General features: G+C 52.4%; 16 protein-coding genes and 1 other annotated feature. Of the genes, 14 read left to right on the top strand and 2 right to left on the bottom strand.

Annotated elements, in window-relative coordinates; translation table 11 throughout:
• Positions 1–18: 18 nt before the first annotated feature.
• The 11 genes from ACPV3A_RS03725 (at position 19) to ACPV3A_RS03675 (ending at position 14398) form a co-directional block, all read left to right on the top strand.
• Positions 19–990, top strand: a complete 972-nt coding sequence (locus tag ACPV3A_RS03725; RefSeq protein ID WP_071223310.1) for an ABC transporter permease — start codon at positions 19–21, stop codon at positions 988–990.
• A 15-nt stretch (positions 991–1005) separates the two neighbouring features.
• Positions 1006–1941, top strand: a complete 936-nt coding sequence (locus tag ACPV3A_RS03720) for a carbohydrate ABC transporter permease (RefSeq protein WP_426198190.1) — start codon at positions 1006–1008, stop codon at positions 1939–1941.
• 51 nt (positions 1942–1992) lie between these two features.
• Complete coding sequence (locus ACPV3A_RS03715) at positions 1993–3771, top strand: glycoside hydrolase family 2 protein (RefSeq protein WP_426198189.1); 1779 nt, start codon at positions 1993–1995, stop codon at positions 3769–3771.
• A gap of 11 nt (positions 3772–3782) precedes the next feature.
• Positions 3783–4787, top strand: coding sequence for an aldose 1-epimerase (locus tag ACPV3A_RS03710; RefSeq protein ID WP_426198188.1), 1005 nt, complete (start codon positions 3783–3785; stop codon positions 4785–4787).
• A gap of 57 nt (positions 4788–4844) precedes the next feature.
• Positions 4845–6587, top strand: a complete 1743-nt coding sequence (locus ACPV3A_RS03705) for a glycoside hydrolase family 2 protein (RefSeq protein ID WP_426198187.1) — start codon at positions 4845–4847, stop codon at positions 6585–6587.
• Positions 6588–6677: 90 nt separating this feature from the next.
• Entirely contained in the window at positions 6678–8075 is a 1398-nt protein-coding gene (locus ACPV3A_RS03700) for a family 43 glycosylhydrolase (protein WP_426198186.1), read from the top strand.
• A 240-nt stretch (positions 8076–8315) separates the two neighbouring features.
• The gene (locus ACPV3A_RS03695; protein ID WP_071223304.1) at positions 8316–9263 is read left to right on the top strand and encodes an ArsR/SmtB family transcription factor; all 948 of its coding nucleotides are present in this window, start codon (positions 8316–8318) and stop codon (positions 9261–9263) included.
• 299 nt (positions 9264–9562) lie between these two features.
• Positions 9563–10594 carry a tetracycline efflux ABC transporter Tet(58) subunit A gene (tetA(58), locus tag ACPV3A_RS03690; RefSeq protein ID WP_220684216.1) on the top strand — a complete coding sequence of 344 codons (1032 nt, stop codon included), beginning with the start codon at positions 9563–9565 and terminating at the stop codon, positions 10592–10594.
• Positions 10591–11406, top strand: coding sequence for a tetracycline efflux ABC transporter Tet(58) subunit B (tetB(58), locus tag ACPV3A_RS03685; RefSeq protein ID WP_071223302.1), 816 nt, complete (start codon positions 10591–10593; stop codon positions 11404–11406). Before tetA(58) ends, tetB(58) begins: the two co-directional genes overlap by 4 nt.
• Before the next feature lie 118 nt (positions 11407–11524).
• Positions 11525–11755 (top strand) — a binding site (T-box leader).
• Between the two features lie 90 nt (positions 11756–11845).
• Positions 11846–13105: a tyrosine--tRNA ligase gene (gene tyrS / locus ACPV3A_RS03680; RefSeq protein ID WP_194544057.1), complete on the top strand. Its 1260-nt coding sequence runs from the start codon at positions 11846–11848 to the stop codon at positions 13103–13105.
• 207 nt (positions 13106–13312) lie between these two features.
• Entirely contained in the window at positions 13313–14398 is a 1086-nt protein-coding gene (locus ACPV3A_RS03675; RefSeq protein ID WP_426198185.1) for an NAD(P)H-dependent flavin oxidoreductase, read from the top strand.
• A gap of 104 nt (positions 14399–14502) precedes the next feature.
• Here ACPV3A_RS03675 and ACPV3A_RS03670 read toward each other — a convergent pair whose 3' ends face one another.
• The gene (locus tag ACPV3A_RS03670; RefSeq protein ID WP_426198184.1) at positions 14503–15570 is read right to left on the bottom strand and encodes a hypothetical protein; all 1068 of its coding nucleotides are present in this window, start codon (positions 15568–15570) and stop codon (positions 14503–14505) included.
• 166 nt (positions 15571–15736) lie between these two features.
• Entirely contained in the window at positions 15737–16609 is an 873-nt protein-coding gene (locus ACPV3A_RS03665) for an AraC family transcriptional regulator (protein WP_426198183.1), read from the bottom strand.
• Between the two features lie 213 nt (positions 16610–16822).
• Between ACPV3A_RS03665 and ACPV3A_RS03660 the strand changes: the two genes are divergently transcribed.
• From ACPV3A_RS03660 to ACPV3A_RS03650, 3 genes are all read left to right on the top strand, one after another.
• Entirely contained in the window at positions 16823–19660 is a 2838-nt protein-coding gene (locus ACPV3A_RS03660; RefSeq protein ID WP_426198182.1) for a LuxR C-terminal-related transcriptional regulator, read from the top strand.
• Positions 19661–19827: 167 nt separating this feature from the next.
• On the top strand, positions 19828–20751 hold the full coding sequence (locus ACPV3A_RS03655; RefSeq protein WP_194544055.1) for an NAD(P)-dependent alcohol dehydrogenase: 924 nt from the start codon (positions 19828–19830) through the stop codon (positions 20749–20751).
• Positions 20752–21137: 386 nt separating this feature from the next.
• Positions 21138–22106 carry a helix-turn-helix transcriptional regulator gene (locus tag ACPV3A_RS03650; protein ID WP_426198181.1) on the top strand — a complete coding sequence of 323 codons (969 nt, stop codon included), beginning with the start codon at positions 21138–21140 and terminating at the stop codon, positions 22104–22106.
• Positions 22107–22125: the final 19 nt, after the last annotated feature.

The raw sequence follows: 22125 nt of genomic DNA, 5'->3' as shown, positions 1-22125 counted from the left end.
AGAACAGGTGGTTGATTCATGGAGATATTACAGAAAAACAAGGAACTAGGCCATGTTCGGACGCCCTCGGAGCCCAAGAATACCAAACGGTTGATTCAAAAAGATCTCAGAAAGAATTGGTTTGTCTATCTGATGGCCCTTCCCGTCGTGGCGTGGTTCTTGATCTTCTGCTACGGACCGATGTGGGGCGTCATGATCGCATTCAAGGATTTCAAGCCTTTACTGGGCTTCGCGGACAGCGATTGGGTGGGCTTCAAGCATTTCATCGATTTTTTCTCCGGACCCTATTTTTGGAGAGTCGTGAAGAATACGCTCCTGCTGAATGTTTGGGGCATCGTGTTTGGATTTACGGCACCGATCATCCTGGCCTTGCTGCTGAATGAAGTTCGTTCTTCCAAGTTTAAGCGGACCGTTCAAACCATTACGTATATGCCGCATTTTATTTCACTGGTGGTTGTGTGCGGGATCATTCACATCTTTACGGCCAATGAAGGGGTCGTTACGCAGCTGCTTTCGTTCATAACGGGAAAAGACTACTCATCCCTTCTCGGGTACTCCAATTTGTTCCGCCCGATTTATACCTTCTCCGGAATCTGGCAGAGCATCGGCTGGGACAGCATCATTTACTTGGCCGCGATGAGCTCCATCGATCCTTCATTATATGAAGCGGCCGATATCGACGGGGTCGGCAGGGTGAAAAAAATGTGGTACATTACGCTGCCTCAGATCAGTCCGGTCATCATCATCCTGTTTATCTTTGCAATCGGCGGATTGATGGCTTCCGGCTACGAGAAAATTATTCTGCTCTATAATCCTTTAATCTACGATACGGCGGATGTCATCGCTTCCTATGTTTACCGCAGGGGCTTGAGGGAAGCGAGCCTGAGTTATTCCACAGCCGTCGGATTAATAAGCTCCATCGTGAATTTCGGGCTGTTATGGATGACAAATACCATCGTGAAACGCAGATCTGAATCCAGCTTATGGTAAGAGAGAGGGAAGGTTATGGAGGATATCAAGCAACTCAAAGTGAAACGAAGAAGGAAGCATAAAAGCATAGGAGACCGCGTATTCGACTTCACGAACTATACGCTGTTAACCGCCTTAACGTTGGTATGTTTTTATCCCATACTGCATATCTTGTTTGCCTCCGTCAGCGATCCCAGCGCCTTGATGGCACATAAAGGGGTTTTGTTAAAGCCGCTGGGATTCACGCTCGACGGTTACAAGCTGGTGTTCAAAGACAACAGCCTGCTGAAGGGGTACATGAATACGATCATTTATGTTGGACTGGGCACCTTGGTCAATATGGTCATGACGATATTGGGGGCATACGTGCTCTCCAGACGGGACTTGTATTTCAAGAATTTTATCATGGTTCTGATTACGATCACGATGTTCTTTGGCGGAGGGCTGATACCCTGGTTCCTGTTAATGAAGGACATCGGCTTGTACAACAATCTGTGGGCGATGATTCTGCCGACCGCTTTAAGCACTTGGAACATCATCATTTTAAGAACCGGATTCCAATCGATTCCGAGAGAGCTGGAAGAAGCGGCATTGATTGACGGCGCAAGCCAGGCCAACATTCTGATGACGGTGATCCTGCCGCTGTCGAAAGCCACGCTGGCCGTTATCTTCCTGTATTATCTGGTCGGGAATTGGAACTCCTGGTTTAACGCGATGGTCCTGCTGAAGGACAGGGAATTGTTCCCGTTACAGCTGTTAATGAAGGAAATCCTGGTTGCCAATGATTCGACGGCCACCACGATCGGCAGCGCGGGCGGAGTCGTTATTAACAGCGCCCAGAGCTCGACCGCGTTCCGGGAGCTGGTTAAATATTGCGCGATCGTGGTTTCGACGGTGCCTATATTAATGGTGTATCCGTTCCTGCAGAAGTATTTCGTGAAAGGCGTTTATGTGGGTTCGATCAAAGGCTAGACGTTCAAACGAGCACATAGAGAGACTGAATCATTAGGAGTGAGTTGCATCTTGACGACAGAAGTTAGCAAGACACAAACGATTCGCAATGAATATCCGAGACCCCAGTTTCAGCGCAAAGAGTGGTTACCCCTCAATGGCGAATGGGATTTCAGTTTTGATGATGAAGCCATCGGCGAGGATGCAGGGTGGCATCGGGTGGAAGCGAAGGCTTCCTTCACGCGGAAAATCAACGTACCCTTTACGTTCCAAAGCAAGCTGAGCGGCATCGGCGACCCTTCCTTTCATGATGTGGTATGGTACCGCAGAACGTTCGACGTGCCGCAGGACTGGAACGGGAAGCGGATTATGCTTCATTTCGGCGCCGTGGATTATTTCGCCAAAGTGTGGGTAAACGGGCATTTAGTGGCGATGCATGAAGGCGGGCATACGCCGTTCCAGGCGGACATTACGGCCGCGCTCGCGGAAGGAAGCAACACGATCGTGCTGCGGGCGGAGGATTTCAGCCGCGACGTCACCCTGCCGCGAGGCAAACAGTACTGGCTTGAGCATTCGGCAAGCATTTTCTATACCCGTACGACCGGCATCTGGCAGAGCGTGTGGCTGGAGCCGGTATCCCCGGTACATCTGAGCAAAATAAGGATGACACCCGACATTGACCGGAACGAAATACGCATCCGGACCTTCCTTGAGGGTTACAAGTCGATGGAGAATCTCAAGCTGCAGATCACCGTATCGTATAAGGGTGAACAAGTTGCCGAAGATCAATATGCAATCCGGGACACGGAGCAGCTGCGGTCCATCGGTTTGAGTGATTTTACGGATCATGGTCTGGGACGCCTGTGGAGCCCTGAGCATCCGAACCTGTATACAATCGAATTCCGCCTTGTTCAGGATGAGAACGTCGTCGATCTAGTATCCAGCTATTTCGGGATGCGGAAGGTATCGATCGAGAACGGCAAGCTATGCCTGAATAACCGTCCGTATTTCCAAAGGCTGGTGCTGGACCAGGGGTATTTCCCTGAGGGAATTCTAACGGCGCCGTCGGACGAGGCTTTGAAGCGCGATGTGGAGCTGGCGAAGGAAATGGGATTCAACGGCGTGAGAAAGCACCAGAAGACGGAGGACCCCAGGTTCCTGTACTGGTGCGACAAGCTCGGCTTGCTGTTATGGAGCGAGGCGGCCAACGCATATGAATATTCCGAGTCGTATGTTCGCCGCTTCACAGCGGAATGGCAGGAGATCATCGAGCGGGATTATAACCATCCTTGCATCGTAACCTGGGTTCCGCTCAATGAGAGCTGGGGAGTTCCGAATGTTCAGCTGGATAAGCGTCAGCAGCAGCATGGGCTTGCGATGTATCATTTAACGAAGTCTTTGGACGATAGCAGGCCGGTTGTTTATAACGATGGATGGGAGCATATGACCACGGACCTGGTCACTATTCATGACTACGAGAGCCGCCAGGACGTGCTGGAGAAGCGGTATGCGACAGCAGCATCGGCGGTGGAAGCCATGCCGGCCAACCGGAGGATATTCGTCGGTGGTGCTTCCTATGAAGGCCAACCCATCCTGGTGTCGGAGTTTGGCGGCATTGCCTTCAAGAAAAGCGATTGGGAAGGCTGGGGATATTCCGGAGCCGAGAACGAGGAGGATTTCCTGATCCGGCTCAAGGCCGTAGTGGATCCCATGTTCTCTTCCCCGGTGATCCAGGGATACTGCTACACGCAGCTGACGGATGTCGAGCAGGAGATCAACGGCTTGCTGACGTATGACCGCAAGCCCAAAGCGCCGCTTGAAACCATACGCAGCATCATGACGGGACAATAGGAGGCGGAGAAATGGACGGGACGAATGCTTATGAAGGGGTATACCATAACGAGAAAGCAGTTTATTTAAGAGCCGGGAGTTATGAGGCTATCATGCTTCCGGATATCGGCGGGAATTTGATATCGTTCCGGGACCTCGATACGGGCTGCCGGTTTCTGCATGAACCGACGCTTAACGAAATGTCGGCCTTCAAAGCAAGGCCGATGATCCATGGCATTCCGGTGTTGTTTCCCCCGAACCGGTATCAGGATGGCCGGTTCAGGTGGAACGGCAAAATCCATCAGCTGCCGGTTAATGAAGAGGCAACCGGTCATCATCTACATGGATTTCTGTACAATATTCCATGGGAGGTTGATGAATACGGGCATTCCGGGCAGGAAGCTTATGTGACGGTGTCTGTCCGCGTGGATGAACGGCATCCGGTATTTCGGAGCTTCCCGTTCCGGTTCCATATTCAGCTTCGGTACGGATTAAGCGAGCAGGGGCTATCCCAGCGGGTAACGATCACCAATACAGGCCAAGAAGCCATGCCGTGTCTGCTGGCGTTTCATACGTCCGTTAACGCGCCATTTACCGAGGGAGGCGACGCCCGGGATTACCGCTTAAAGCTGACCGTCGGGAAGCGATGGGAGCTGGATGGTCGAATGCTGCCCACCGGCTCCCACCAGGAGCTGTCGGCGAACGAGCAGGCCATGCAGGGGGCAGGCGTTTATCCCTTCTTCGAAAGCATGGACAATCATTATACCGCTGTGGCCCAAAACGGACGTAACCGGATGGAGCTTACCGATGGAGCAAAAAAGTTGACGCTGGTTTATGACGTAGGCACCTCCTACAAACAATGGATGATCTGGAACAACGAAGCGACCGAGGGTTTCTTTTGCCCTGAGCCGCAGATCAATCTGGTCAATGCACCGAATATGGACATGGAAGCTGAAGAGATCGGATGTTTCAGCCTTGAACCGAATGAAATCTGGGAAGAGACCAGCAGGCTGTATGTGAAGGAAAGTCGAGGCTAAAAGCCGCAGGCGATTGCCGGGCAAGCCGACAAATTAAACATAATGAAGGAGTTAAACATGACTGAATTAACACTGCCGCGTCCGGAGTACCCCCGTCCGCAATGGGTAAGACCCGACTGGATCAATCTGAACGGTTCTTGGCAATTCGAAATCGATCATGGGAAAAGCGGGAAGGAGCGCGGATTCCATGAGCCGGGACATGATCTGTCCGGAACGATCACCGTTCCTTTCTGCCCCGAAAGCAAGCTGTCCGGCGTTGAATATAAGGATTTCATGGCAGCCGTATGGTATAAGCGGGATTTTACCGTGCCTGAAGCATGGGAAGGCAGCATCCTGCTTCACTTCGGGGCTGTGGATTACGAGGCGGAAGTATGGGTAAACGGTGTATCCGTAGGATCGCATCGCGGGGGATATACGCCCTTTAGCTTAGATATCACCTCGCATGTAACACCGGGCAAGAACGTGATTACCGTCTGTGCGGAGGATGACGTCCGTTCCGGACGCCAGCCGCGTGGGAAACAAAGCGGACGCTTCCACTCGCATGGCTGCGATTATACCCGTACGACGGGGATTTGGCAGACGGTATGGCTGGAGCAAGTGCCGCGGGTCTATATGTCCGACATGAAGCTGGTGGGTGACCCGGATAATGGCTGTGCCCACCTCGAGATTAAGATCAACGGGAACGCAGCAGGCCATAAACTGACCGCATCCGCCCTGTATGAAGGGAAAGCGGTAGGGAATGCGAGTGCCGTCGTATCCGGGCCGTACGTCAAACTTACCATTCCATTATCGGAGGTTCACTTGTGGGAGGTGGGTCAGGCCAGGCTGTACGATCTGGAATTATCCCTGCAAGGACAGGATCAGGTGTGCGACACCGTCCAATCCTATTTCGGGCTCCGAACCGTCATGCTGGACGGAATGGCCTTCCGCATCAACGGCAAATCCGTATTTCAACGACTTGTGCTGGATCAAGGCTTCTATCCGGATGGGGTCTACACTGCGCCAAGCGATGAGGATCTCCGCAAAGATATCGAAATTTCGATGGGACTCGGCTTTAACGGCGCAAGGCTTCACGAGAAGATGTTCGAACCGCGCTTTCTGTATTGGGCTGACCGGTTAGGGTATCTGGTATGGGGAGAGCATGCCAATTGGGGGCTCGACATTACCACGGCGGAGGGATTGTCCCATTTTCTGCCGGAATGGCTCGAAGGGATGGAGCGCGATTTCAATCATCCGGCCCTTATCGGCTGGTGTCCCTTCAACGAGACGTGGGACCGGGACGGCGCCAAGCAAAATAACGACGTACTGCGCATTGTATACGAAGTCACGAAGAAAATGGACCCGACGCGTCCCGTGATTGATACGAGCGGCAACTTCCATGTCGTGACGGATATTTTCGATATCCATGATTACGACCAGAACCCGGAGACGTTCAAGCAGCGATATGAGCCGATGAAGAACGGCGGAGAGGTGTACAATAGCTTCCCGAATCGGCAGCAGTATGAAGGCCAGCCTTATTTCATCAGCGAATATGGCGGCATATGGTGGAATCCGGACCAAAAAGACGAGAAGTCCTGGGGGTACGGCGACAGACCGACATCCGAAGAAGCGTTTCTAACGCGTTATGCGGGCTTAACGAATGTGCTGCTGGATCATCCGATGATGTTCGGTTTTTGTTATACCCAGCTGTACGACGTGGAGCAGGAAGTGAACGGATTGTATACCTATGACAGACGTCCAAAATTCGATCCCGACGTGATTCGCCGCATCAATTCCCGTAAGGCCGCGATTGAAGATTGAGCCGTTATCATGACCGTTATCGAAGTAGGCGGTGTTTACATTTCTGCATGGTGTATGATTGCATATTATCCGAAAGGAACGTGACGAAGGATGAAGGTGAATTACCGGAATAAATTATTGCTCACGATATGCGCATTCCTTATTCTTCCTATGGGTCAGGCGACACATGCGGCTACACTTCAAAATAACTTCTACAACGTGGTCATGCAGGAGGGCGCGGATCCATGGGTATATAAACACACCGACGGCTTTTACTACTTCACAAAAACGACCGGCGGAAATGTGACCATATGGAAGTCCGCACAGCTTACGACGATTGATGCAGCTCCGACGAGGGTCGTGGAAACGGGCTGCTGCAACATCTGGGCTCCGGAATTGCATTACATCGATGGCGCCTGGTATATCTACTATGCCAAGGATGACGGGGATAACGTCAACCACCGCATGTATGTCATGGAGAACACGTCGGCGGACCCGACGCAGGGAACCTGGCAGTACAAAGGCCAGATTACGGACCCGACGAACAAATGGGCGATTGACGGCACGGTGCTGCAAACAGGCGGTCAGCTGTATTTTATATGGTCCGGCTGGGAAGGCGACACCAACGTCCGGCAGAATTTGTATATCGCCCGCATGAGCAATCCCTGGACGATCGATTCGAATCGCGTTGAAATCGCAAGGCCTACCCACAGCTGGGAAACGAATCATTCCCCGCACGTAAACGAAGGGCCTCAGGTGATTGTGCGAAACGGTCTCATCAATCTGGTATACTCGGCAAGCGGAAGCTGGACGAATGACTATTGCCTGGGCCTCATCACGGCCAGCGCAACCAGCGATCTGCTGAATCCGGCATCATGGAGCAAACGCAGCCAGCCTATATTCAAGTCCGGTAACGGTTTGTACGGACCGGGTCATCATTCGTTCACCAAGTCGCCCGACGGTACGGAGGACTGGATACTCTATCATGTCGCCAAATACAATAATGCCGGGTGGAACCGCGAGGTTCGAATGCAGAAATTCACGTGGCATGCCGACAACACGCCAAATCTCGGCGTCCCGGTGAATCCGAATGCTCCGATAACCTTGCCTTCCGGCGAAGCAGCGCATATCCGTTACGAAGGCGAGGAAGGGACATTCGGCGGTATCGCCTATGCATCTCAGAGCCCTAACGGCTCGGGAGGCATGAAGGCCGGGCATATCGATACGCCGGAGAGTTATGTGGAATTCACGGTTCATGCCGCGTCGGCAGGCGAATACATTCTGCTCGCCCGCACGGCGAACGGGACAGCCGGGGGGAATTGGTCCCATCTCATGCTCAGCGTAAATGCCGGTACGGCGAGCAAGTTCCATATCACGAATAAAGGATGGGAGAACTGGGGACTGTCCACGGCGCGGATTCAGTTGAAGGCCGGCGTGAACACGATACGTTTTTCAAAAGGCGAGGGATACGGAGAAATCGACTTTTTTGACATCAAGCCTGCGAATTAGGACACAGCCGATGGCATAGTGGGCCGATAAATAAAGAGTTGTTAGCTTGATCATGGATGGCTTCCGGTTCTCCCGGAGGCCATTTCTGGCTATGAAAGTCATGGTTTGCTTGTCCGGCTATATGATCCTTATGTCAAGAGGCAGGAAAATGGCTGGTGTAAGCCTTTCCAGTATGATTGTTTTTCATTTCATTAAGAAGTAAAATTATTGTAATGAATATGTTTAAAGGAGAGCAGATTTGTGCTGGAACTTGGTTTTAACGACCCGGAAAGATTGGTCACGGTAGCCCATGCCTTGTCAACACGTTCTCGGGTTGATATTCTAAGGCTCTTGAATTCCAAGAACTTGAATATCATTGAAATCGCCGAGAAGCTCAAACTCCCCGTTTCGACGGTAGCGAGCAATATCAAAGTGTTGGAAGCGGCTGAGTTAATTAATACAGAATTGCTTCCGGCGTCACGTGGGGCCATGAAGGTCTGCAGCCGGAATTATGATGATATTCATATTGCGTTGAATTTGAGAAACTCGGTACCCAAAGGAGTAACGCATGTCTATGAAGTAGAGATGCCGATTGGCCATTACAGCGATTGCGAAGTATCGCCGACATGCGGAATGGCGAATGCCGACGGGTATATCATAAAGGAAGACGAGCCGGCGAGCTTTTACCATCCCAAGCATGTTAATGCCCAGATCATCTGGCTGCGCAAGGGATATTTGGAATATTTGATGCCGATGGATATTCCGGCCGGAGCTCGCATCGAATCGCTTGAATTGTCCATGGAGATGTGTTCCGAGGCGCCCAATTATGATCATAACTGGCCTTCGAATATTTCCGTGTGGGTCAATGGCGTGGAAATCGGCATGTGGACAAGCCCCGGCGATTTCGGGGATCGGCGCGGCAAGCTGAACCCGAATTGGTGGTATGATTGGGCAACGCAGTACGGGTTTCTCAAGACTTGGCGGGTCGATCATGAGAAGACGACGCTGGATATGGAGAAAGTGTCGGGTGTTACATTGGCTGAGCTGAATCTTTCCGAGAGTCCCAAATTGCGGCTGCGTATCGGCATTAAGCCCGATGCCGTCAATCAAGGAGGACTGAATCTGTTCGGTCGCCAGTTTGGAGATCACGAACAAAATATCATCATGCAGTTGAAATATACGATGGATCAGGATGGGGAAGACCTTTAATCACGCTTGTATAAGTGGCCGAAGGCTTAGCTGTTGACGAAGAAGAGTCAAGTCCAGCGGCAGCTTGTTGGCGAAGAGGTTTCCCGTTTAGATAAAGGATAAAGTGGCAGTGCAGAAGGTGTTTCTGTGCTGTCGCTTTTTTTTGTTTGCCCTTAGAAGTATTCGGAGTAACACGCGAATCCTTATCGAATGAGGATCATTTTCATGAAAAGAGCCCATTCTTTTCCCGGTTTACATTCCGTTTAACTAGGGGTGCTACGATTCAATCATCATCCATTAGCGAAGAGGAGGAAATCATAATGGAGCATGCATACAAAAAGAAAATAGAACCAAAACCTGGCGACTTGGCCGTTGAGGCTTACGGACTGGTCAAAACATTCGGCGATAACCGCGCCGTGGATGGCGTGGATCTGAACGTGCGTACCGGAACGATCTACGGTGTGCTTGGCCCGAATGGGGCAGGCAAGACGACCACCATCCGAATGCTGGCGACCTTGCTAAGACCGGATGCGGGTTCGGCCCGAATCTTCGGACATGACGTGCAGGCGGAATCGCAGATTGTCCGTCAGTTGATCGGGGTAACCGGCCAATACGCGTCGGTGGACGAATCGCTCAGCGCTACGGAGAATCTGATTATATTCTCCCGTTTGCTTGGTTTGGGGCGTAAGGAGGCAAGGCGCAAGGCGGAAGAGCTGCTTGAGGAATTCGGTTTGTCGGAAGCCGCGAAGCGGCCGCTAAAAAATTTCTCCGGCGGCATGCGGAGAAGACTGGATCTGGCGGCAAGCCTGATTGCCCAGCCACCGCTCATCTTCCTGGATGAGCCGACGACGGGGCTGGATCCAAGGACGCGTTCCCAGATGTGGGATACGATCCGCCGATTGGTGAATACCGGTTCAACGGTATTGCTGACCACGCAGTATCTCGAGGAGGCGGACCAGCTGGCAGACCGCATCGCCGTTATCGATTACGGCCGGGTTGTGGCCGAGGGTACGGCCGATGAACTGAAGATGTCGGTAGGCACTTCCTCGCTGCATTTGACTGTCGAGGATTCGGTTGACATGGATCGCGCCCGCCATACCGTGGAACAAGTGTTAGGCGTCCATGCCAATGTATCGCCGGAAGCCGGAAAGATAACGGCGCCGATGGCAAATGCGGGTCTTGTTACAGACCTGTTGATCGAGCTGCGAACGGCAGGAATCGGCTTGTCCGAGATGAGCGTGCAGAAGCCGACCCTGGATGAGGTGTTCCTGACGATCACCGGCCACGGCGTGAAGGAAGACGCTGCCCAAGGGTCTTATGAATCCAATGATCGAGAGGTGGCACGGGTATGAGCAGCTCCATGATTCAGCCTGGGACGGAACGTCAGCTTAAGAACCGCACGAGTTTGGGTCAGACGGTCCGAAATTCGTTGACCATGGCTTACCGCGGGCTGCTGAAGCTCCGGCGCACGCCCGAGCAGTTGTTTGACGTCACGTTTCAGCCCATTATTTTTACGCTGATGTTCACCTATATTTTTGGGGGCGCCATCTCCGGTGACGTGGCGAGTTATTTGCCCGTCATCATTCCCGGCATCCTCGTCCAGACCGTGATTACGACCTCCGTCGTCACAGGCGTTCAACTGCGCGAGGATATGGATAAAGGCGTATTCGACCGATTCAAATCGCTGCCGATTGCACGCATCGCACCGCTGGCGGGCGCCCTGCTGGCAGACACGATTCGGTATACCATTGCGACGGTGCTTACCTTTACGATGGGATATATTATGGGGTACCGGCCTGAGGGCGGCTTGGGTTATGTTGCGCTTGCGGGGTTGGTCGTCATTTTGTGCTCATGGGCCATTAGCTGGATTTTTGCTTTCTGCGGCGTGATTGCAAGATCTGCCTCCGGCGTGCAGGGGATATCGATGATCGTGCTGTTTCCGCTCACGTTTCTCTCCAACGCGTTTGTGCCGGTGGATACGATGCCGGGCTGGCTGCAGTGGTTCGTCAATATGAATCCGATCTCGCATCTTGTAACAGCCGTTCGGGATCTCACCAACGCTGGCACTGTGGGCTGGGATCTCACGATATCCTTGGTTGGTGCCGCGGTTATCGTGGCGATCTTTGCTCCCATTACGGTTCGTGCGTACATGCGCCGCACTTGATACCAAGGGGGCTCGCCTAACGGCGTTTACCCATCCTGTCGGAGAAAGCAGGACTTCCGTCCGAAACGCAGGTTGACATCGATTTATTAATTCACTATACTGTCTGTAATCTTATAAGCGACATACGTTGAAAGAGCCCAGTAGCAGCTTGGTCCCTGTTCTAGAAAGCCGGGGGATGATGGAACCCGGTACACACCAAGGCGGCGAAATACACTCTGGAGTATCTCGGGTAATGCCGAGCGGAAACGACGAACGATATCTCGTCTAATGAGCGGCATGAATGACGCGCGGCAGCGTGCAGATCATTCGTGCAATCAGGGTGGTAACACGGTTAACAATCGTCCCTATGTCTATACAGACAAGGGGCGATTTTTTGTTTTTCAACGAGTTGGACGTTTCGTTATAAGGAAATTACTGAACTAAAAGGAGTGTTAACACTGTGAATATTATCGACGAACTGGAATGGCGCGATGCGATCAACCAACAGACGGATGCCGAAGGCCTCCGGGAGCTTACGAATGAAAAATCCATCTCGCTGTACTGCGGCGTGGACCCAACGGGCGACAGCATGCATATCGGTCACCTGATTCCCTTTATCATGCTCAAACGCTTCCAGCTTGCCGGCCATCGTCCGGTCATTCTGATCGGGGGAGCGACAGGCACCATCGGGGATCCAAGCGGACGTCAAACTGAGCGCTCCCTGCAGACGCTGGAGCAGGTTCAGGCTAACGTTGACGCGCTGACCGTGCAAATGAAAAAGCTCTTCGTAACCGAGGGTGACAATCAAATCCGCATGGTTAACAACTACGACTGGACGCATAAAATCAACATCATCGAATTCCTGCGCGATTACGGCAAGAACTTCAGCATTAACTCGATGCTGGCGAAGGACGTGGTTGCGAGCCGGCTTGACAGCGGGATTTCGTTTACGGAATTCTCATACCAAATCCTGCAGTCGGTCGACTACCTGCATCTGTACCAGCATGAGGACGTGCAGCTGCAAATCGGCGGATCGGACCAATGGGGCAACATTACAAGCGGCCTGGATCTGATCCGGAAGAAAGAAGGGCCCGAAGCAAAAGCATTCGGCCTGACCATACCGCTCATGTTGAAGGCCGACGGCACGAAGTTCGGCAAAACGGCCGGCGGCGCGATCTGGCTCGACCCGAACAAAACGACGCCGTTCGAGTTCTACCAGTTCTGGGCGAACACCGACGACCGCGACGTTGTGAAATACCTGAAGTACTTCACCTTCTTGACCAAAGAGCAAATTGACGAATTGGCCGAAAAGGTGCAGAGCGAGCCGCATAAACGCGAAGCGCAAAAAATGCTGGCTGAGGAAATGACGAGATTCGTGCACGGCGAAGAGATGCTGGAGCAGGCTAAGCGCATTACGGCGGCTTTGTTCAGCGGCGATATTAAATCCCTTACGGCCGATGAGATCGAGCAGGGATTTAAGGAGATGCCGACTTTCGAAGCCACGCCGGAAACGAAGAATATCGTGGACTGGCTTGTGGATCTGGGCATCGAGCCATCCAAGCGGCAAGCTCGTGAGGATATTACCAAAGGCGCCATCTCGATGAACGGCGAGCGTATCAGCGACGTCGGTCACGAGGTGACAGCCGACCAAGCGATCGGCGGCCGCTTCATCATCATTCGCAAAGGCAAGAAAAACTACAGCTTGGTGAAAATGTCCTAGAAGACGTTGTAACCATCGGGGAGAACGGTCTCCCTGGACGAAAACACCCATAAAAAGCCGCTAAACACGTTTCATGTGCTTAGCGGCTTTCATATTACCAGGTTATCCAGAATCTTTAGGTTGGCCTATTGGCGTTTTTCTTTTATTTGAAAGTTTCTCTCATTTAATAGGATAATATTTGTAGTGTTAAAGGAGGTAGATGATATCATGAACATTCAACTGCAGACCGAGCTGTGCGAGCTGTTCCAAATCCGTTATCCGCTCTTGCAGGCAGGGATGGCCGGAGGACCGACAACAGTAGAACTGGTCGCCGCCGTATCCAACGCAGGCGGACTCGGCACGCTGGGTGCGGCTTACATGGAGCCGGCTGCCATTCGCGACAGCATTCAGGAAATCCGCAAGCGGACGGATCAGCCTTTTGCCGTCAACCTTTTTGTGCCGGGTGCCCGGGATCGCCATGAGCGAATCGGAGAGGTTCAACAGGAGTTAAACCGGATGCGGGATGATCTTGGCATTCTCCATGCGGGCAAGGACCACGTAGCAACCCCGGATTGGTTCGAGCAGCAATTCGCGGTTCTGATCGAAGAGAAGGTGCCTGTCATCAGTACGGCATTCGGGATTCTGGATGAGCCTCATATGCAGCAAGCAAAAGCGGCTAGGCTTCGGGTTGTTGCGATGGCTACCACAGTCCGCGAAGCCATGCTGGCTGAGCAGGCTGGGTGTGATGCCGTCGTTGCCCAAGGCAGCGAAGCGGGGGGACACCGTGGAACGTTTGATATTTCGGAGCACCCGATGGGGGCCCAGATCGGAACGTTTGCCTTGGTACCGCAAATCGTGGATCACATCAAGATCCCCGTTATTGCCGCCGGAGGCGTGATGGATGGACGCGGGCTCGCAGCTTCGCTTGTTCTTGGAGCCCAAGGCGTTCAGATGGGGACGCGATTCCTGACCGCAGTCGAATCGGGTGCGCATGAGGTTTATAAGCAAGCGCTCCTTCAGAGTACGGAAGAGAGCACGGTGATCACCAAAGCGTTCTCGGGACGGCCTGCAAGGGGCATCCGCAATGCATTCATCCGGCAATGGGACCAGAGCGGCATAGAGCCGCTGCCTTTTCCTACGCAGAATACGGTGACCCGCGACATCCGAAACGCGGCTTATCGCCAAGACAATCCGGAGTATATGTCATTGTGGGCGGGGCAAGGCACCAGAGGCCTGACTGCAGGACAAACGGCAGCGGATATTGTAGCCGAGACGATCCGGGAAGCGTTGTTGATCTGCTCATTTTCTTCGTAAATCCGATCATTGGAGATGAGAGCGGATTATGCCATTCGCTTAGGAAAACATGAAGCAGCAGGCCACCTGAAGAAAACCCATAAGGTGGCCTGCATATCTTTTGGCTAGAAGCCGTAAGTATCTCCGCCTTCGCCGCTCCACGTCATCTCCACGAAGGAGGACGGATTGGAAGAAGTCGCTGTTTTGGAGCCGGAAGCGTAGAGTCCTCCGGCAACACCGGTCATGGTATAGTCGGTATACAATTTGTTCGACGTATAGTTCGTGTAAATCATCGCTCCCGAAATATTCGATGCGGTTACGTTCTTAAGCTCCAGATTGCTTCCGTAGGACACTCCGTCCGAGGCCGTGGTTTTGCTTGTTCTGAATGCCTGGCCCGTGGCCGCATTGTTTTTGACGGTGGTGTTGATGATCTGTACGTCATTGGCCCGCATGAATATTCCGTTGTTGCCCACGGTCGACTCCGGCACTGTATTCTGAAAGTCAACCGTGCTGCCGATCACTTTGATATGATGCGTACCCTCTTTAAAATCAAAGCCGTCGTTTTTGGTCTGTATGGCGCTGCAATTCAGGAACGTAATATATCCGCTTCGATCCGGATTGGGCAGTGTGGTCCAGTTCTGATCGGCATCCCCCACATAGAAGCCCTCGCCGAACTTCCCGCCTTGCCCCGCGCTATGGGCGGTACTGTTCGAGACAAGCCAGTACTGGCTGTTTTTCCGAATCTTGAACGCTTCTGCCGTCGTATTTTTGACCGTTACGTTGGTAACGTAGCCGTGAGAGGCCTCAATCAGCAGGCCTTTGTTTGATTTGGAGTTGGAGTTGATCGTCACATTCTCCAGCTTATAATAGCTGTTCTTGATATGGAAAGCCGCATTGCCTGCCGATGCGGTGAAATGAAAAGTGGCTCCGCTGCCCGTGCCGCGAATCGTAATGTAATTGCCTGACGATCCGTTCCGGGAGGTTGCAATGGTTCCATCCGACACCGAGTAGGTCCCGGATACTTCAATAATGTCACCGGGATTCGCGCTGGCTAGGTAGCTCCGCAGCGTCGCGACGTCACCGGCCGGGACCGTTTTGGTTGCCGCCTTTACAATATGACCAGGGTAGAATGCAAATACAAGCATGAAGCAAAATAAGGATACGATGCCAAACTTGAAGGATGGCTTGATCATCATGAAACCTCCTCGCTATTTTGGACACGATTCACCGTACTGTCGCATGAATTGCCTACAATTCTTTCTGTGCGAAACACATCACCTCACTTAACAGGGATCAGAATCATTGTTTAAGCGCTCTAATTATAATCCAATCCCCATACCACATTGCTGCTTGAAAATATCATAATTCCGTCTGCATTCGATAGTGAAGAGGCGTCAAACCGTACTTTTTCTTGAACATGGCGATAAAATACGAGGGGTAGTTGAATCCGGCCTGTTTACTGACGTCTTCGATTGTCAGAGACGGCAAGCCAAGAAGCGTTCTGGCTTCCTCCAAGCGCTTGTTGTTCGTATATTCGATGATGGTCATGCCCATCTGTTCTTTGAACAGCTTGGACAAATAACTGGGAGAGAAATGAAGCTCCGCAGCCATTTCGTTAATCGTGAAGGATAGATGATAGTGCTTGCCGATCCACCTTACCATGGCGCCGACAGGCTCGATCGAAGCAGCGGGAGCAGGATACTTGAAGCCCCCGCTACGATCCGCCGGGTAAATATGGCTACTGAAGTAGGTGAAGAAATGAAATAAAAACAAGGCAACAACTTCCTTCTGAACCTTGGGCGGAACGGTGGCCAGCATTTCATGCAATTGCAGAAACTGATTTTCCAAATATATGGAATCCTTGAGCGACAAATGAAACACCTGATTGGACCACGGATGCTCCAGCAATTGTGAAACCGCGGTTGTTAACTGTAGGAGTGCGGTGAGGAAACGCTCGATGACGGAGGCTTTGATTTTCAGCAGGCTGCGAATGTAATTCGGTGGTACGCTGACTTCAATATGGTGAATTTGAAAAGGTTTAATCAACACCAAGGTGCCAGGCTTGAGCGAGTACGTTTGATTATCGACGAAATATCTTCCGGCGCCTTCGTGAATGTACAGAATCTCCAACCCTTCATGATAATGAAAATATTCCACTGGCTCGGTATGTACGCTTCGATAGTTGAACAGATACAGATTGTCACGCCAAGGAATCGAATGGTGAATTTTCATCTGAAAAACCTCCTTTTGCATGAATGATGGGTTCAATTACAGGGCTTCCAGCATTTCGGATACATCGTATGCCTAACCCTGTAAATCATGCTTCTGCGTTTGACTGCAGCAAGCGAATATCGCGCACAAGAGGGAAAACCGGGAGGCTGTCGAACACTTTATCATAATATATATGTTAAAAAATGCTGCAATGACGGCATAACGGGGGTTATGATGTCCACGCCTATTTTGTCTACAAAATTGTATATACCATCTCCCCGATCGAGGGCTGTTCTTCGCCCCCGCCTAATCGAGGGTTTGAACGAGGGACTGCGTCTGCAGCGCAAGCTCACTATGATTTCTGCCTCTGCAGGCTGCGGTAAAACTACGCTGCTCAGCCAATGGATTAAAGATTCCCCGCTGCCCGTCGCCTGGTTGTCTTTGGAGGAGGGGGATCGTGAACCCGCAAGATTCCTGGCTTATCTTGTGGCCGCCCTGCAAACCGTCGGGGTTGAAATCGGAGAGGGCATCATGAGCAAACTCCAAGCGCCATCCCCTCTTCCTCTGCCGCTCGAAGGTATCGTCACGGCCATCCTTAACCACATAGCGGCCCTGCCGAATCGATTCATTCTGGTTCTTGACGATTACCACGTGTTGGATTCCAAAGCGATAGACAGCGCTCTTGATTTTCTCATCGAGCACATGCCGCCGCAGATGCATGTGGTTATCGCCAGCCGCCAGGATCTCGCTCTGCCCTTGGCCCGGCTGCGTGTCCGGGACCAGTTGACGGAAGTGCGGACATCAGACTTGCGCTTCACATCCGATGAAGCCTCTGAATTTCTGCGCCGCTCCATGGGACTGGATTTGTCGGCGGAGGATGCAGCGCTCCTCGAATCGCGCACGGAGGGCTGGATTGCCGGCCTGCAATTAGCGGCGCTGTCTTTGCAGGGCCATCACGACGCTGCCACCTTTATCCGATCCTTCGGCGGCAAGCACCGTGACGTACTGGACTACCTGGTTGAAGAAGCACTGCAGCAGCAGCCCGAGGATATTCAGGATTTTTTGCTAAACACCTCCATTCTTGAGCGGTTGTGTGGTCCATTGTGTGACTACGTTCTTCGGAGCGGAGCTCGTGATTCTCGGCTGAGCGCCATCTCCGGGCAAGAAACCCTGGAGTACCTGGAGCGCGTCAACCTGTTCATCGTTCCGCTGGACACGGAGAGGCGCTGGTACCGATATCACCATTTGTTCTCGGATGCGCTTCGGCAGCGTCTGACCCGAACGGGTGCTTCTGCGGTTGGCGGAGAGAGGGACGTGTCCGAATTGCATCGTCGTGCCAGCGAATGGCATGAACGTCAAGATCTTCTGCTGGAAGCTTTCCAGCATGCGATTGCCGCTTCGGATGTGGATCGCGCCGCACGCCTTATTGAAGGGAAGGGGATACCTTTGATCTTCCGTGGGGCAATAGGCCCTGTGCTCCATTGGCTGGATTCCTTGCCTAAGGAGGAGATGGATGCAAGGCCCGCGCTACATGTCATGCATGCTTCCACCATGTTAATGGTCGGTCAAATGACCGGTATCGAACCTAAACTTCAAGCCGCCGAAACCTATCTGCAAGCTGCGGAGGACGATTATACCCGGGATCTTATAGGGCATATCGCCTCCATACGTGCCACGCTTGCTGTCAGTCAACATCAGACGGAAACCATCATGGCGGAATCGCGCCGGGCCTTGGAATTTTTGAGTCCGCATAATCTGCCCGTGCGCACAGCGACGATATGGACGCTGGGATATGCCTACCAGCTGCAGGGGGAACGGGCCGCTGCTGGCAAGGCGTATCGGGAAGCCGTGATCATCAGTCAGAAGATTGGGCACATCACGATCAACATGATGGCGACGCTCGGACTCGGAATGATTCAGGAAGCGGAGAATCAGTTATATGTTGCGGCCGAGACGTATCGGCGCGTTCTGGATTTGGCGGGCGATCCTCCACTGCCGGCAGCATGCGAAGCACATCTGGGCCTAGCCCGAATATGCAGCGAGTGGAATGATCTGGATGCCGCGGAACAGCATGGACAGCTGGCCCTCCGCTTGGCCGGGCAGTTCGAGCATATCGACAGGGGCGTGGCCTGCGAGGTGTTTCTCGCAAGGCTGAAGCTTACACGGGGAGCGGTGAGCGAAGCGGCTGCCATGTTAGCCAAGGCGGATCACTTCGCCCGTCAGCATCATTTCACGCATCAGCTGCCCCATATTGCCGAGGCACAGGTGCTTGCCCTGCTGCAGCAAGGGGATGTCAGTTCAGCGTTGCAGCTTGCCCAGAGGTTTGAGCTCAAGCTAAGCCTAGCCAGGGTGCTGCTGGCACAGGGGGATACGGCGACAGCGCTGGTGATCCTCGAACAACTGCGGACGGATATGGAAGTTAAAGAATGGATGAACGAACAGCTTAAGGTGATGGTGCTGCAGGCTTTGGCCCTTCACGCCTGTGGGGAGAAACGGAGAGCGGCACAAGTTATTGTGGATGTGCTGGAGATGGGCGAGCCGGGCGGCTTCATCCGGATGTTTATCGATGAAGGGGAGCCGATGCGGGAATTGATCAACGCAGCAGCTTTGAGCAAAATGAGGCAGAAGATAAATAAGCCGAAGCATTGGCCATTAAGCGAAGCTGTAAACAAATCGAAGCAGAAGCTGTTAAGTGAAGCTGTAGACAAACCGAAACAGCTGCCCTTAAGAGGAGCCGTAGACAAACCGGAGCAGAAGCTGTTATGGCCCATCCATGACTATCTGGAGCGATTGCTGCATGCATTTGAGGCTGAGGGACTGAAACGTGGAGTCACATCCGTATTCGTTCCTGGGTTTGTTCAGCCTGCGGATTCTCTGATTGAGCCGTTAAGCCGGCGGGAGATGGAGGTTCTGCGTCTCATTGCCGAGGGGCTATCGAATCGTCAGATTAGCGAGAGGCTTTTTGTTACGCTCAGCACCGTGAAAGGGCATAACCGGATGATTTTCGATAAACTCCAGGCCACGCGCCGTACCGAAGCTGTAGCGCGAGCGCGAGAGCTGGGTTTACTATAAGGTGACAATCGTAGTATACATATTCATCCATGGCTATCTCCCTTCCTATACCGCTATTCATGAGAGAACCATACTGTGCTGTCCATAAGAAAACCATACTTAAGTATCTATGTTCCGGTACCTGACGGCAGATATACTGATTGCAAATGCCAGTTTGGAGGAAACCCATGAAAGCAATGGTATGCACCGCTTATGGAGCACCGGATGTTTTACAGCTGCAAGAGGTAGAGAAGCCGATCCCAAAGGATCGCGAAATTCGAATCAAAATTTATGCAACCACCGTCAATTCGGGGGATTGCCGCGTGCGGGGATTTCGCAGTCCTCTTTTGTACAGGATTCCCATGCGGCTGGTGCTGGGTTTGAGAAAGCCAAGACAACCGATACTCGGGGTAGAGCTGGCGGGGGAAGTCGAAGCGATTGGCAGGGATGTTACGCAATTCAAGGTAGGCGATCAGGTCTTGGCATTCAGGGGAATGCGATTCGGTACGTATGCCCAATATATCTGCATGCGTGAAGATGCGTTATTGCTGTTAAAGCCCGATCATGTGACTTATGACGATGCCGCCGCCGTATCTTTCGGAGGAACGACGGCCCTGCATTTTCTTAGAAAAGGGAATATCCGGCAGGGGCACAAGGTTCTGATTTATGGAGCGTCCGGTGCGGTTGGGACGTTAGCCGTACAGCTTGCTAAGCAACATTATGGAGCAGAGGTAACCGGCGTTTGCAGTGCCGTGAATATGGGGCTGGTGAGGTCGCTCGGAGCCGATCGGGTCCTTGATTATACCAAAGAGGACATTACGACGACCGGAGATCGATACGACATTATTCTGGACGCAGTCGGTAAACTGCCAAAATCCAAATGCAAGCATTTGCTCACCCCGGGCGGGAGCTATGTAACCGTTGAAGGGCAGGGGGTGGCCAAGGTGCTGATGGAGGATCTGAGATTGCTAGCGGAGCTGCTGGGAACGGGAAAGATCAAGCCGGTCATCGACAGAAGGTATGCATTGGAGCAAATGGCCGAGGCGCACCGGTATGTGGATGAAGGACGCAAGAGGGGCAGCGTTGTCATCACGGTGGACCATGATCATTGAGGAAAAGTCATCATTCACGGCGGGCATGATTATGACAGCTGATGAAGTTAGGCATCATTCACGGCGGGCATGATTATGAGAGCTGATGAAGTTAGGCATCATTCAAGGATATAGCAGCCATCCAAGGATATAGAGAGACATTCAAGGTATAGACAGACATTCAAGCATGCCCCGGACCACTCACCGTGCGGACACAGGTAGCAGTGCCGCACGATGTACTCATTGACTAGCCGATCCTGCAGAGGGTTGGCTTTTCTCATTAGAACGTGGGGAATCAGTGATTACCATCCGGATTAAGCAGGAAGAAATCTCTAAACCTTCTACTAGGAAGTGATATATAATGTGATCACATATATGAATTCCAAGGGAAGGGCTGCTGCATAACGATGTCTAAAGCCGATAATATGCTGGCGATGCTATGGCTGCTGAAATCGCGAAGAAGAATGACCGCTAAACAACTATCGGAGGAGCTGGGTGTACATATCCGGACGGTTTACCGATGCATTGACGCGCTCTGCATGTCCGGCGTGCCTGTCGTATCCGAGATTGGGCGCGATGGAGGCTACTCCATCCCGGAGCATATCAAGCTGGAGCCGCTGTTTTTTGAGGCCGATGAGCAAAGGGCGCTTCTTCATGCCGCCGCATTCGCACGGGAAGCGGGTTATCCATCCGAAGAGCCGCTTAATCGAGCCGTTTCCAAAATAAAACGATATACGAATTCCGAGCAGCTGGAGCGTTTGGAGCGCCACGAAAGCAGTATTGAGGCCATCCATCCTCCTACAGCTTCTTCGCTTACCAGGATACTGCATGAGATTGAGGCGGGGATCGACCGGCAATCGAGCCTCGAGATCGACTACGCCACAGGCTATGACGTTATAACACAACCACGTATCCTGGATCCTTACGGACTCGTCCATTGGAAAAGCAAATGGTACGCGGTGGGCCATTGCCATCTGCGCGGTGAAATTCGCTGCTTCCGCGTCGACCGTATGCGCGATATCCGGCATACCGACAACGCGTTTGACCGTCCGGCGTCGTTTTCCCCGCGGGAATACGTATTGGACAGCTTGTTATCGGAGCAAGGTTCCGAATCCAATCCTCATTTGGTTTCCGTACATATCCAAGGCCTCCCTCAAGCTTTGGACGATTTATGCGCGCATTGGCTGCTCAGTCAAGCCCTCGTCGAACGTACGGCGGAGCATGCGGTGTTCAGGCTGGATGAGCATATGTTATACACGCAAGTTGCCTACTACCTATTGTCATTTGGCGGGAAGATTCGAATCATCGGGCCCGAGGAACTGAAATCAGGCATGATCGACATTGCGGAGTCCCTCTTGAAATATTATCAATCCTGAAGATAAACACTGACCTTCT

This window comes from Paenibacillus sp. Dod16, from assembly GCF_049893405.1.
In the GTDB taxonomy this organism is placed as follows: domain Bacteria; phylum Bacillota; class Bacilli; order Paenibacillales; family Paenibacillaceae; genus Paenibacillus_AQ.
The sequence above is the reverse complement of the archived record's forward strand: the minus strand, read 5'-3'. Positions and strand labels throughout refer to the sequence as shown.

Excerpts from the sequence above, each read along its gene's own strand:
- ACPV3A_RS03725 (WP_071223310.1), top strand. The coding sequence starts at position 19 with ATGGAGATATTACAGAAAAACAAGGAACTAGGCCATGTTCGGACGCCC.
- ACPV3A_RS03650 (WP_426198181.1), top strand. The coding sequence starts at position 21,138 with ATGTCTAAAGCCGATAATATGCTGGCGATGCTATGGCTGCTGAAATCG.
- ACPV3A_RS03705 (WP_426198187.1), top strand. The coding sequence starts at position 4,845 with ATGACTGAATTAACACTGCCGCGTCCGGAGTACCCCCGTCCGCAATGG.
- ACPV3A_RS03660 (WP_426198182.1), top strand. The coding sequence starts at position 16,823 with ATGTCCACGCCTATTTTGTCTACAAAATTGTATATACCATCTCCCCGA.
- ACPV3A_RS03665 (WP_426198183.1), bottom strand. The coding sequence starts at position 16,609 with ATGAAAATTCACCATTCGATTCCTTGGCGTGACAATCTGTATCTGTTC.
- ACPV3A_RS03700 (WP_426198186.1), top strand. The coding sequence starts at position 6,678 with ATGAAGGTGAATTACCGGAATAAATTATTGCTCACGATATGCGCATTC.
- ACPV3A_RS03675 (WP_426198185.1), top strand. The coding sequence starts at position 13,313 with ATGAACATTCAACTGCAGACCGAGCTGTGCGAGCTGTTCCAAATCCGT.
- ACPV3A_RS03720 (WP_426198190.1), top strand. The coding sequence starts at position 1,006 with ATGGAGGATATCAAGCAACTCAAAGTGAAACGAAGAAGGAAGCATAAA.
- ACPV3A_RS03670 (WP_426198184.1), bottom strand. The coding sequence starts at position 15,570 with ATGATCAAGCCATCCTTCAAGTTTGGCATCGTATCCTTATTTTGCTTC.
- ACPV3A_RS03655 (WP_194544055.1), top strand. The coding sequence starts at position 19,828 with ATGAAAGCAATGGTATGCACCGCTTATGGAGCACCGGATGTTTTACAG.
- ACPV3A_RS03710 (WP_426198188.1), top strand. The coding sequence starts at position 3,783 with ATGGACGGGACGAATGCTTATGAAGGGGTATACCATAACGAGAAAGCA.